Source organism: Bacillus sp. HNG (genome assembly GCF_003400205.1).
Classification (GTDB): domain Bacteria; phylum Bacillota; class Bacilli; order Bacillales; family Bacillaceae_L; genus Ferdinandcohnia.
The window spans coordinates 203645-216990 of the sequence record NZ_QUQV01000004.1; the positions used below are offsets into that span (position 1 = coordinate 203645).

Genomic DNA, 13346 nt, shown 5'->3' on the forward strand with positions numbered 1-13346 from the left:
GATGGAAGAGAATCCGAATCAATTAGCGGTTGGTATGGTGTGGGGAACGACCTTGAGTATTCCGCTTTGGATTGCGTTTTTTGGTTGGTTGAAGCTTCTGTCACATCTCTTCTTGTAATCGGAATTAAACGCGGACATTTTCAAATAGAGGGCCACAGGAACCGTCCCTGTGGCCCTTTGCCTGTGGTCCCAGCCAATAGAGGGACCACGAGAACCGTCCCTATGGTCCCTTTAGCCATTTTTCTTCGAATTCGGTTTTGGGGAGGGGCTTGCTGAAGTAGTAGCCTTGGCCGTAGGTGCAGCCTTGGTTGTTGAGAAATGTGAGTTGTTCTTTTGTTTCGATGCCTTCTGCGACGACTTTGACGTTTAGGTTATCGGCCATTTGGATAATCATTTGAATGAGAGCTTTGGAGTCTGAATTAAAATTCTTAATAAAAGAACGGTCAATTTTTAGACAGTCAATGGGTAGTTGATGAAGAACGCTTAAAGAGCTATAGCCGGTGCCAAAGTCATCAAGGCTAATGCTAATCCCAAGTTTCTTCAATTCGCGAACGGAATCAATCGATTTTTCCAAATTAATTAAGGCACTTTCGGTTATCTCGATGTCTAAGCGATGAAGGCAGGTGGTGTGTTCTTTATTCACCTCCTCTATAAAATGACATAAGCTATGTTTTTCAAAATGCTTTGGCGACAGGTTCACTGAAATATGCTCAAACTCATAGCCTGACTCGGTCCACGAATAAATCAATCCCAAAACTTCTGTAATCACCCATTCACCGACATCCACAACCAAACCAGTATCTTCAAGTACATGGATAAAAACGTCCGGTCCAAGCAATCCTTTTTCAGGATGATTCCAACGTAATAAAGCTTCAGCCCCACGAAATTTTCCAGAACAGATTTCAAATTGAGGTTGGAAATAGACTTCAAATTCCCGTTTTTCAAGTGCTTCCTTTAAATCCTGCTCAAGCTTAAAGCGTTCCTCAACCTTTTTTAAGAGTGTATCATGATAAAAGACAAGATGGCCCCGACCGTGTTCCTTAGATGCATACATCGCAAGGTCAGCCTTTTGTAGTAATTCCTCAATGGTATTGGCGTCAAACGGAAAACGCGCAATTCCGATGCTTGCAAAAACCTCTAAGCTAAAATCTTGATAAGTAATAGGGAGGCAGATTTCATTAGCGATGGCCAATGCAATTTTTTCTATTGCATCATGCTGCACCGCGGGAAGAGTCACGGCAAATTCATCGCCACCGATATGGTATGCAACTCCTTGGTCGTCTACTTCTGTGAGACGTTTGGCAACCTGTGTTAGAACTGCATCTCCAGCTAGGTGTCCATAACGGTCGTTGGTCTTTTTAAATTCATTCAAATCAAGGTAAATGAGACTAAAAGGAACTACATTTGCGATATTTTTGGCGACATCCTCACTAAGCTTCCGTTTATTTGGTAAATTGGTGAGAGGCGTGTGGTAGGCCATAAAATGGATTTTTTCCATGTTTCTTTTTTCCTTGGTGATATCCATAATGATCCCGTAGATTCCATGGATCTTATTCTCTACTACAATGGGGATATTCCGGACAAATACATCAATCAAGTCGCCCTTGGAGTTATATATTTGAACCTCATATTCAACAACCTCTCCCGTCAATACTCTTTCAAATCGTTGTTTTGTCACCTCTAGTTCATGTTCAGGTAAAAAATGAGTAAAATGTAAGCCACTGATATCTCCTTTTTTCATCTGTGTTAGTTTTTCTGAACTTGGGTTGATATCAATGATGAATCCGTTCGGATCAATCATAATAATCGAGCTGGGGTTTAGGTCGTACAGAGGGCAAAAATAACGCTCTTGCCTGTGTAATTTTCGCTGATACCGATTGCCGAGAATCGCAACGAACGTGCATAAGAACATACTTAATAAAAGGAAAGGCAAAAAAATACTACTTGAAAAAAAGCCGTCATCTGGGATTACTAGGCTCATTCCTCTAATATGTTGGAAGGTGAGAAGGGAGATTGTATATTTTAATATAAAGGTTGAAATCATACGTACACCTCGGCAAATGCAACTTATACATTTAGTATGAGCCATTGTAGTGAAAATATTGGAACCTCAGATATTTTTTTCTTTTTTACGTATAAGATGGTTTAGATCTGGCAAGGATGAATAATGTATTCCCCCCCTTTGTTTATATATTTTTGTTGGACCTCCTTTTTGGAGGTATTTTTTTTGTCTTTTTTTTAGGCTGTTTTCATAAACTTTGTTGTTTTTTATCGTTGATTTCCGCTTCAGGTGGACGCTTTCCGCGGGCGTGGCTTGAGCCTCCTCGTCGCTGCCGCTTCTGCGGGGTCTCAAGTCTCACGCTTTTCCCGCAGGAGTCGCCACCTTACGCTCCAATCAACTAGGTTTGCACTGTATATATAAAAGCAACAATCTTTTAGAAAAGGGCCTTTTTTAAAATAGATGCCCCATTTTGCCCCTTACCTCTCTATAACATAGGTGTAAAGGAGGTGAGGGACATGGCAGTTTTACAGGATATTCAACGTACACAGTTACGCTTTGTGTTTGAAAACGGGATTGATGACAAAGGCAAGATGACTTATAAAAACAAAAACTACAACAACATCAACCCACTTGTAACAGCTGAAGATTTGTTTTCAGTAGCTGTTTCGATTGAAAAGCTTCAAACGTTACCGCTTGTCACACTGGAGCGTAATGACAGCTATTCACTAGCTAATGACGGACAGTAAGTTTTAAACAAATTTTATAGAAAGGGGGATTAAAAAGTGGCAAAAACACTAGAAATGCAATTTAAAAATGAGGATGGAAAGACAACAACAATTTCCATTGAAAATCCAATTGAACCTGTTGATGCAGAATCGGTTTCAGCCGCAATGGATCTTATCGTATCAACAAATGTATTTCTTACACCTGGTGGTGCGATCGTGGAGAAAAAAGGCGCACGCGTTGTCGAGCGCAACGTTGCAACAGTAGAAATGTAACTTTATTAAGCGGGCTTTCATATCCCGCTTAATAAAGTTACAGCCTCCGGCGGATGCCACGATTTTTCAAAGGAAACTTTTCGAGCAAGCTCGAAAAAAATCGGGCACAAATACGCCAAGGGCGCATTTGATTTAAATTAGGGCCAACTCTCTAGGGAGTTGGCTTTATTAATAGGAAGGGGGAGTTTTGGTGGAACAGTTCTTGCCTTTTATTCAGGAGGTTGGCTTTCCTGTCGTCGTGACATTCTATCTTTTGCATCGGATCGAAACGAAGCTTGATAGTGTCATTGACTCGATTCAAATGCTGCCGCAAAGCATGAAGGCTGACCCACCGTACGAGACAAAGAAAAGCATATCGTAAAAATTGTGGCACCTGACTTGTGTAGTCGGGTGCTTTTTCATGTCTAAAAAAGGAATGAATAAAAAGGAAGGTGAGAAACTAAGACCAAAGATTGGATAATGAGGTGTTCCGTTTTGGAAATTCAAGGATATAAGCTTGTGAAAAATAAGGATGAGTATACACTAGTGGTCTTCCTGGACTCGCAAATGACAGAATTTGCATCCGAGTTTGGCGGGCATTTTCAACACGAAAAAAAGGACCTGAATACACAAATTCGCCATCTCGTTAAACATAAATTCCCACATCTGCCGATTAGGGTTGCGAAGGTGCTAGCGGGTTCAATGCTGATTACGACTTTTTATTTAGGAGCGACGGCCCCTAACGTTGGAGCGCAAACCATCAGTGGTCAAACCCAAGCTGTCAACGACATATACACGGTAAAAGCGGGCGATACCCTATACTCGATTGCCATGCGCTACAATGTGTCAGTAGATTCGATTAAAAAAGTGAATGGGCTTACGTCAAATATGCTGTTTGTGGGTCAACAACTAAAATTGCCGTTTTTCACCTATACTGTGGCCTCCGGCGACACGCTTTACAATATTGCAAAACGTTATAACACAACGGTTGACCAAATCCGTACAGCCAACCAATTAAAATCAGACATGCTTATGATTGGGCAAAAATTACGGATTCCACTGTTGCAGGCAACACCTGCGCCACAGCCAGTGGAGGAAACCGCGCCAACACCAGCTCCAACACAAGAAACATTCACATATACAGTTGCCGCGGGTGATACGTTGTATGGGATATCCACAAGATTTGGCACGACAGTCGATGAGATAAAAGCGCTCAACAGCCTAACGTCTAATGTGCTAAACATTGGGCAAGTGCTGAAGATTCCCGGCAGTGAAGCTGAACCAGTTGTGGTTGCACCGACAAATCCAACGCCAACTCCGGAACCAACACCTGTCACATCGACATATACAGTAGCTGCAGGTGACACGTTATATAGCATTTCGCAAAGGTTTGGTACAACCGTCGATGCGATTCAGACTGCGAATCATTTAACAACGACAAATTTAGTTATCGGCCAGGTACTAACGATTCCTGGTGAGCAGGTAGCTCCTACTACACCAGAAGAGCCTACACAGGAAACACCTGCAAGTAACCTAGAAGCCCCAACTTTGGTTACTACACAGATTATCAATAGCCAATCAGCTGGAGCCTATCCGGTGAAAGGAACGGCTGAGCCAGCATCGCGAGTGCAAATTGTCTTTTTTGATGGAGTCAATGCGCCGATTACGACGGAAGTGCTTGCGAATGAAAAAGGAGAATTTAGCACATTTATAAATCTCAGCAAATTGCGAGACGGTCCGATTTCGATTACGTCGAAAGCCATTGCTTCGTCCGGAAACGAAAGTGGCATGACGAAGCTGACGGTGAAAAAAGATACCACGGTGGTCGCCCCCATTTTTCAGGAATTACAAGACCTCACCGGTAAAAATGTAGCAAATTATACGTTCGCAGGAACGGCTGAGCCAAATGCGACAATTGCCATACGCGCAACAGATGGTCTAAACCAAGTGATTGAAACAACAATTACAACAAATGAAAATGGTACGTTCCAGGCTGCTCTTAATCTGTCTGGTTTGAATGACGGTGCAATTACCATCACAGCAACCACAACTGATGATGCTCAAAACCGTTCAACACCAGTACAAGTTTCCGTTACAAAGGATTCTATCGTGGGTGAGCCTGTCCTAGATACAAATCAATCCATCACCACACAAAACGCCAACAACTTCACATTGTTTGGAATGGCAGACCCAGGTTCGACCGTCCAAATTGTGCTATCAGATGGAGTGAATCCGGAAATGACGGTTGAGGCTGTGGCGAACGAAAATGGCGAGTTCCGCGCAAATGTTGACCTTCGAGCCTTAAATGACGGGGAAATTTTTGTCACAGCTAGTGCAGTCGATGAGCATGGAAATCAAAGTGATGTCGAGCGTGCAACACTCATTAAGGAAACCACCCTTGCACCACCAGTCATTAGCAATACGGAAATCATCAACAGTATGAATGCAACAACTTACCACGTTTTCGGAATGGCGCAACCGGGTACGACCGTTGATATCACAGTGTCTGACGGGGTGAATCCGGATATCATCACATCGACAACATCGAATGAAAACGGGGAGTACACTGTCGCCATTGATGTGAGTGCCCTGTTGGATACGAACCTGACAATCTCAGCATTTCAAACGAGTGCGGCCGGCATTACAAGTAATGTTAGTAATATAACAGTTGAAAAAGACACAAAAGCACCTACCGCACCGATCTTTAATAACAATCATTTTATTACCGGTGAAAATCAAGCAACCTACGAGCTAACCGGGAAAGCCGAGGCAAATTCAGATCTCCGAATTCGTATTTTTAACGGAAATGGTCAGGAACAGGTTGTGACCGCAACGACAAATGAAAATGGCGAATACCGTGTTCCAGTGGATTTAACTGCTTTTTCAGATGGAGATGTATCGTTTGAATTGACCCAGGTCGACCGCGCGGGAAATGTGAGCCCTGCAGTTACAAAGACTCTGGTTAAGGATACAGTCGGACCGAACGAGATCCAGTTGGAAACGCCGCTGCCCATTTTTTCGGATAATGTGCTGGTTTACCCCATTCGCGGTGTAATCGAACCACATAGTACAGTTGTGATCGAGATTTCAGACGGTGTCAATGTTATCACGAAAACGGTTGAAACGGATGACGACGGTAGGTTTGAAGAAATTTTTGACCTGAGTATGTTGAAGGATGGAAAGATGACCGCTACATTTCGTGCGACTGACAATGCTGGAAACGTGGGTGAAGCGCAAAGTTTTACGCTTGAAAAAGATACAACAGCACCGGCTGGGGTGGTGACGAATCAGCCAACGTATGTGAACAGCGCCAACCAGTCCAATTTTACCATTACGGGCTCAAGCGTCGAAGAAGGTGCGACCATTGAGATGATTGTCAGTGATGGCACGACAACGGTGACGCAAACTGCCCAGGTTGTCGACGGTACGTTCGGTGCCACTCTTAATCTGTCGGGGCTGAAAGATGGCCCGTTGATCTTTGAAGCGCGACAAACAGATCGTGTGGGAAATCAAAGTATTGCAGAGGCGTTGACGATTGAGAAGGATACAGTTGTTGAAAATGCGGTCGCAACGAAGAATGGATTCCGCTATGAAAACCTGCAGTACATTTATACGGTGATCGGCACGGCTGAGGCGAACGCCAAGGTTGAGGTTTCCCTTTTTGATGCGGATAAAAATGTACTCGTGACACGAATCGCAAATGCGGATGAAAATGGATACTATTCAGTCGATGTGTATGTCGATAAGGCTTCCAGCGTTGCATCGGCATCTGTTACGCAAACCGATGTCGCTGGAAATACGAGCGAGGTTACCAATGTTTCGATGAGTTCGTACGCGGTTACACAAGGTGATACTTTGTATAGTGTCGCGAAGCGCTATAACACAACAGTTGATTCATTGATGACATTGAATAATTTGACGAGTGACGTACTTCAGCCGAACCAAACATTAAGGCTGCCGATTACAGCGAGCGAAGTTGTCAATTTAGGGTATATGTACTTTGGTAACACAAAGCAATATGTAAATACCGTAAATTCCACAGGGCATGCGGTGAATATTGCATCACCAAGCTATTTTGATATCAATGCGGATGGAACATTGAAGCTCACCTATCAGGTTGACCCGAATTTTATCGAGACGATGCATAGACAAGGAATACGGGTTGTTCCATTTTTAAGTAATCACTGGAACCGTGATGTGGGCCGGGCGATGCTTGCGAACAAGGAGCTTGCAGCCCAGCAAATTGCCGATGCCATCGCACGGTATAACCTGGATGGAGTCAATGTTGATATTGAAAATGTGACCGATGCGGACCGCGCCAACTATACCGAATTTGTTCGGCTGCTGCGTGAAAAAATACCGCCAACAAAGGAGGTTTCCGTTGCCGTTGCGGCCAATCCAAATGGTTGGAATGCAGGGTGGCATGGGTCGTACGACTACACGAATCTTGCGAAATACGCAGACTATCTCATGATCATGGCGTATGACGAGAGCTATCAGGGTGGCGACCCTGGCTCGGTTGCGAGCTATTCGTGGGTGGAAAAATCAATTCAGTATGCGCTGGCGCAGAATGTCGCACCGGATAAAATTGTCCTTGGAATCGCGCATTTTGGACGCTATTGGATGGAAGGACAAAGCTATGGTGGATATGGAATATCAAACACGCAGGTCCAGACGTTGATTGACCGCTATAACGGCACTGTTGTGTTTGATGAGGTAAGCAAAACGCCAAAAGCAATTGTCACGATTAAAGAGGGTGATCCGTTGACATTTGTAAGTGGAGCTGCACTTTCACCAGGAACCTATACGATTTGGTTTGAAAATGATGAATCAATTCAGGCAAAGCTTGGGCTTGTTGGCAAATACAATCTTCGTGGCGTCGGAAACTGGAGCCTTGGCCAGGAAAACAAAAGCGTCTGGAACAGCTACACGACAACATTGCCTAACACCGTACCAGTTGTATCGCCTGTCTACACTGGGCCAGTTCAGAACTATAAAACGTACACGGTTGTTGCAGGCGATACGCTTTGGGTAATCGCGAACCGGAACGATACAACAGTAAGTGAATTGAAAGAGGCAAACGCTCTAACAACGGATTCGTTGTATGTTGGACAGGTATTGCGGGTGCCAACGGATGAAGCAGTGAGTGTCGTAACACCGCCGGCTCCGCCAGCACCTGCGTATACCGTGAATTATACAGTTGTGGCTGGCGACACATTGTCGGGAATCGCGACTAAAAATGGCACCACCGTGACGGCGATAAAATATACAAACAACTTAACGTCAGACATGATCTACGTCGGGCAAGTATTAAAAGTGCCAACAAATGTTGTGGTGCATACCGTCGCTTCAGGTGATACCTTATATGGAATTGCTAAACGCTATAACACCACCGTGACCAACATAAAGACGGCAAATAACTTAACAAGTGACATCCTAAGTATTGGACAAACGTTAAAGATACCGGTTTAGGTAGTGGGACCCGAATGCCTTTGTGGCACTCGGGTTTTGTTATGTGGTTTCGAACGCGATTTCCATTTAGCCGTCGTATTTTTTAGAGTTTCGCTGCATCATCTATTTTCATTTAGAGGACACAAAGGATTTAAACATTAAATGTCGAAAGAAATAAAAAAATAAATCATTCATAAGGGGAAATCTATGGGGATGCCACAGTACCAACGACTTAAAAGTCATTTGCTATCTTTACCTTATCGTGTGAAACTGATGCTTGTTTTTTCACTTCTAATTCTCTTAACAGCTCTAATTTTGGGGAGCATCACCTATTTTCAATTTGCAAAATCAAGTCAGGAACGGACGGAGGAGTACCAGATTCAACTGGCCGATCAAATCAATCAAAATATCAACCGGTATTTAAAAGAGATGCAGATTATTTCACTTTCACCCTTATATGACCAGCAAGTGTTAGATATTTTAAAAGTTCATCAAAAGCCAAGTACATCTACTGCTTTTCCGCCCGCATCCGAACGACTCCCAATGTGGAGATATATATCAAGTTTAATTCATATGAGAAATGAGATTAAAGGGATCCATATTTTAGCAAATGATGGAACCATTTTTAGTAATTTGGATTCGAATTCAGTGATGCTTAAGGTTTTTGAAAGAAACAGTGAATGGATAAAGAAGATTGAGAAGGCGGATGGGGAGTGGGTGTTACTCCCCCTTCATCAACCTAATTACTATTTAAATAAAGAAACATCTGTATTTTCGGTTGCTAGGCTTATTCGGGATCCTTCAACATATGAGCCGCTTGGAATTATAAAAATAGATTTAAAGCAGGAACTTATTGAGGAAATTATCGACAATACCAATTCAAAAAGCCATATTTTTATCGTAGACTCAGGCAATCAATTTATTTATCCAAATAAAGAAAATAAAATCATTGAGCCAAGCTTTTTAGAAGAATTGGAGGATGTGACCGTAAAAAACTATACGAGTATTCCAATTAGCGGCAAGGATTACATGATGGTTTACAATGAATCTTCTTATTCTGGAGTGAAAACCATTATGTTAACCCCTCGATCCGTTGTATTTAGTGAAGTGAATCATCTGCGAAAAGTGATGATGGTTGTTGTGATAATTGGAATTGTCATTTCTCTTTTACTAGGTTTTATCCTCTCTAAACCACTTGTACAATCCATTCATAAATTGCGAAAGGCAATGGATAAAGTTCAGAAGGGAAACTTCTCACAAAGGGTGGAAATAACGTCTCATGATGAAATTGGTCAACTTGGAAATGGCTTTAATCACATGATTAGTGAGATTGACAGACTTGTAACAGAAGTATACAAAACGGGTTTGCGAGAAAAAGAGGCGGAAATTAGAGCCCTGCAAAGTCAGATGAATCCCCATTTTCTATATAACACACTTGAATCAATTAATATGCTTGCGATTACAAAAGGAAATTTGGATGTGTCAGATATGGTGTCTTCACTAGGGAGATTACTCAGATATACGATTGATCATTCATCAAAGGTTGTATCCTTAAAGGAAGAGTTACAATTTATCCAATCCTACATTTCAATTCAAAAGGTAAGGATGGGAGAGAAACTGCAATTTATAGAAGAAATCGACCTTTCCCTATATAATGCATTGCTTCCAAAATTACTACTTCAGCCCTTAGTTGAAAATGCGATCGTTCATGGTTTATCCAGTAACGGGGGCGCTATTTTTATTAAGGTAAGCAGGGAAGGCAATCATATAAAGATTAAGGTCGAAGACAACGGGAAGGGAATAACAAAGAAACGTTTAGCAGAACTTAAAAGATTAATAGAGAAGCAGAAACATACATCCTCTGATAAACATAGCGGGATTGCCTTATCAAATGTTCATGAACGGATTCAGCTTTTTTATGGAAAACAATATGGAATACAAATTGAAGCTGGAGAACAGGAAGGCTTTTCAGTTCTCTTAACATTTCCGATTCAAAGAATGGGGGAAGAAAAATGAAGGAAATTCTTATTGTTGAAGATGAAGAGATTATAAGAGCAGGGCTAAAGGTACTGCTTGAACAAGTAATAGGTGGATTTTCTGTCCGTGAAGCGAAAAGTGGAGAAGAAGGTCTATCGCTTTTACATCAACGATTACCACACCTTATTATTACCGACATTCGAATGGGAGCAATGGATGGTTTGACCTTTATTTCGAAGGCTAGACAGATCTCGAATGAGGTTCCCATCCTTATTTTAAGTGGACATAGCGATTTTGAATATGCACGTACGGCAATGCGTTATGGAATAACGGACTATTTATTAAAGCCGATTAACAGGGTGGAACTATCTGAAACGATTTCAAAGCTTTTTAAGGATAAGGAAGAGGAATCCTTGGAAACCTCAAAACAATTTCAAAAAATCCTGCAATACATTGACGATCATTTAAGTCATGAAATAACGCTAAAGCATATTGCAGATTATGTATTTTTGAATCCACAATATGTAGGTCAGCTTTTTAAAGCAGAGCTAAATCAAACATTTACCGAATATATAACGGAGGAGCGATTAAAGCGTGCCAAAAAGCTTTTGAAAGACACCAATTTAAAAGTGTATGAGGTCGCTCAGCTCTCGGGTTATAAAAGTCCTAAACATTTTATGACCGTATTTAAGCAAGAAGTAGGAATGACTCCTGTACAGTTTCGCAAATATTCCTAACATTCACATTACCTATGATTAACGAACTATTTCTCTTTTTGAGAGGATATTTTTAAATGGGCTTTTTTCCTAAAATGAAAAGGAAAGGGAGGGATTACGAAAATGAAAAAGATTGGAATCATTTTTTTAACATTTCTTTTGATAACGTTTACAGTGGCGTGCAGCAGTGACGCAGATACCGGCGAATCAAAAGAGGATGGAGACAAAAAAAGCGATAAACAAGTAGAACTAACCTTCATGATGTGGGGAAGTGAAGCACATCAAGAAGTGTACAACAAATTAATCGCGAAGTTTAACGAAACACATCCAAATATTAAGGTGAAAATGGAAAGTGTACCATTCCCAGACTATCAGCAAAAGATAACCGTTTTAGCAGCAGGTAGAGAATTACCGGATGTTGGATGGGTAGCAGAGCGCATGGTGCCTCAATTTATGGAAAACGATCTATTAGAGGATGTATCTTCTTTCAAGGATGATGCTGAATATAACATGGATGACTTTTTCCCATCTACGCTCGATTTATTTAAGAAGGACGATCAATTATTAGGGATTCCGTTCTCTACGCCTCCAATGGTCATGTTCTATAACGAGGACTTGTTCGTAAATGCAGGTGAAAAGACACCAAACGAGCATGCGGAAGCTGGAACATGGACATGGGAACAATTTGAAAAATCCGCAAAAGCGATTTCAGCCGACGGAGTGTATGGTGCAAACTTCTTCCGTGATTGGAATACATGGATTGCCTTATTATCGCATACATGGGCAAACGGTGGGGACTTGTTTAATGAAGATCAAACGGAATTTACATGGAATAGTCCGCAAGGTGTAGAAACCTTAAAAATGCTTGAACGGATGATGTTTGAAAATGCCTCACATCCAAAAGCAGGGGAACAAGTAAGCTTTGAATCAGGAAAAATTGGAATGTTTTTCGATGTATACAGCTATGTGTCGGCCGCACGTAATGTACAGGATTTTAAATGGGACATTGCCCCACTGCCAGAGGGACCTGAAGGCAGATTCCCAATGCTAGGTCAAGCGGGATATGGTTTATTCAAAGGTTCAAAGCATCCTGAAGAGGCGAAGGAGCTATTAAAGTTCTTTACAAGCCAAGAGGGAATTACAGCAACGTCTACCTTCTTTGTACCGCCACGTGAGTCTGTTCTAAGCTCTGATGAGTTTGTGAATCAACCAAATAATCCGCCAGTTGAGAGCATTCAAAGAGCGGTCATTGATGAAATGGACAATGCAAGACTGCAAGCTGGCCATATTGAGTGGCAAAAAATTGACAACGCTATCCAATTCGGATTTGATGAGTTATTTGGACAATTAAAAGAGCCTGAAGGTATCTTAAAAACAATGGAAGAAAAAATTAATCCACTTTTGAAATAAAAGAATGACAAGTATGCGGTTAAGTATGCAAAAGACTTAACCGCATACCTTTTCCTAGGGGTGAAATCGCTTGAGTACTTCATTAAAGCAAGTATTAGAAAAAAAGAAAATGACGTTAATCGTGAGTTTGCCAGAAAACCGTTTAGACTTAGCGAGGGTGGCCGTTCGTGCTGGCGTAGATGTGATAAAAATGCATGTGAATGTTGACCATCGTGCATCAGGAAATCATTTTGAAGAGGTAGACTCTTACTCTGAAGTATTTCGAAGTATTAAGGATGAATTTTCTGGACCACTCGGCATCGTTCCAGGTGGCTCATTTGAAGATATAAAACAAACTGAAATGGAGAAGTTGATCAATCTTGGTTTTAGTTTTTATTCGATTTACGCGCACCATAAACCAAGTTGGATGCTGGGCCTAGATCAGATTGAAAAAACGTTTGCGATAACCAGTGATTATCAAATAGAAAATATCGGGAATGTAAAGCAGTTTGGAATTACGGCATTAGAAGCATCCATCGTCCGTGGGGAGGAGTATGGGACTCCGTTAACTTTTAAAGATGTACTTGCCTATTATAAACTCGTGCAAAGCGTCGATGTTCCTGTCCTTGTTCCTTCCCAGAGAAAACTGGTGCCTCATGATTTGCCAGTTCTTTATCAAGCGGGCGTAAAGGCAGTTATGCTTGGGGCCATTGTAACGGGACACACGGAAGACAGTCTTGAGAAAGCGATATCCATTTTTCGAGAGGGAATTGACTCATTATAAAGGAGGTAGGATGAAGTGGAATCTAAAGTTCAAACAGCGGATCGCCTACC

At 41.8% G+C, this 13346-nt stretch carries 9 protein-coding genes; 8 read left to right on the forward strand and 1 reads right to left on the reverse strand.

Translation table 11 applies throughout. The features are described from left to right. Positions 1-220 precede the first annotated feature (220 nt). Positions 221-2044 (reverse strand): putative bifunctional diguanylate cyclase/phosphodiesterase, encoded by a 1824-nt coding sequence (locus tag DZB84_RS09790; RefSeq protein WP_189655206.1) that lies wholly within the window; start codon positions 2042-2044, stop codon positions 221-223. Between the two features lie 473 nt (positions 2045-2517). On the opposite strand from DZB84_RS09790, the gene DZB84_RS09795 reads away from it, so the two are divergent. From DZB84_RS09795 to DZB84_RS09830, 8 genes are all read left to right on the forward strand, one after another. Beyond that, positions 2518-2748: a DUF1659 domain-containing protein gene (locus DZB84_RS09795; protein ID WP_116352072.1), complete on the forward strand. Its 231-nt coding sequence runs from the start codon at positions 2518-2520 to the stop codon at positions 2746-2748. A 36-nt stretch (positions 2749-2784) separates the two neighbouring features. Continuing rightward, positions 2785-3000 carry a DUF2922 domain-containing protein gene (locus tag DZB84_RS09800; RefSeq protein WP_116352073.1) on the forward strand — a complete coding sequence of 72 codons (216 nt, stop codon included), beginning with the start codon at positions 2785-2787 and terminating at the stop codon, positions 2998-3000. A gap of 190 nt (positions 3001-3190) precedes the next feature. Further along, positions 3191-3361 (forward strand): YvrJ family protein, encoded by a 171-nt coding sequence (locus DZB84_RS09805; protein WP_116352074.1) that lies wholly within the window; start codon positions 3191-3193, stop codon positions 3359-3361. Positions 3362-3459: 98 nt separating this feature from the next. Continuing rightward, positions 3460-8451: a LysM peptidoglycan-binding domain-containing protein gene (locus DZB84_RS09810; protein WP_116352075.1), complete on the forward strand. Its 4992-nt coding sequence runs from the start codon at positions 3460-3462 to the stop codon at positions 8449-8451. Positions 8452-8637: 186 nt separating this feature from the next. Beyond that, a complete protein-coding gene (locus DZB84_RS09815; protein WP_116352076.1) occupies positions 8638-10446 on the forward strand; it encodes a sensor histidine kinase in 1809 nt (602 codons plus the stop codon). Further along, positions 10443-11144 (forward strand): response regulator transcription factor, encoded by a 702-nt coding sequence (locus DZB84_RS09820; RefSeq protein ID WP_116352077.1) that lies wholly within the window; start codon positions 10443-10445, stop codon positions 11142-11144. The genes DZB84_RS09815 and DZB84_RS09820 overlap by 4 nt, the downstream gene beginning before the upstream one ends. A 102-nt stretch (positions 11145-11246) precedes the next feature. Then, positions 11247-12533: an ABC transporter substrate-binding protein gene (locus tag DZB84_RS09825; RefSeq protein ID WP_116352078.1), complete on the forward strand. Its 1287-nt coding sequence runs from the start codon at positions 11247-11249 to the stop codon at positions 12531-12533. A 70-nt stretch (positions 12534-12603) separates the two neighbouring features. Continuing rightward, on the forward strand, positions 12604-13296 hold the full coding sequence (locus DZB84_RS09830; protein ID WP_223254405.1) for a hypothetical protein: 693 nt from the start codon (positions 12604-12606) through the stop codon (positions 13294-13296). Positions 13297-13346: the final 50 nt, after the last annotated feature.

Bases quoted from the DNA above. Each gene is read 5' to 3' on its own strand.
- DZB84_RS09790 (WP_189655206.1), bottom strand. From the start codon at position 2,044: ATGATTTCAACCTTTATATTAAAATATACAATCTCCCTTCTCACCTTC.
- DZB84_RS09795 (WP_116352072.1), top strand. From the start codon at position 2,518: ATGGCAGTTTTACAGGATATTCAACGTACACAGTTACGCTTTGTGTTT.
- DZB84_RS09810 (WP_116352075.1), top strand. From the start codon at position 3,460: ATGAGGTGTTCCGTTTTGGAAATTCAAGGATATAAGCTTGTGAAAAAT.
- DZB84_RS09815 (WP_116352076.1), top strand. From the start codon at position 8,638: ATGGGGATGCCACAGTACCAACGACTTAAAAGTCATTTGCTATCTTTA.
- DZB84_RS09820 (WP_116352077.1), top strand. From the start codon at position 10,443: ATGAAGGAAATTCTTATTGTTGAAGATGAAGAGATTATAAGAGCAGGG.
- DZB84_RS09825 (WP_116352078.1), top strand. From the start codon at position 11,247: ATGAAAAAGATTGGAATCATTTTTTTAACATTTCTTTTGATAACGTTT.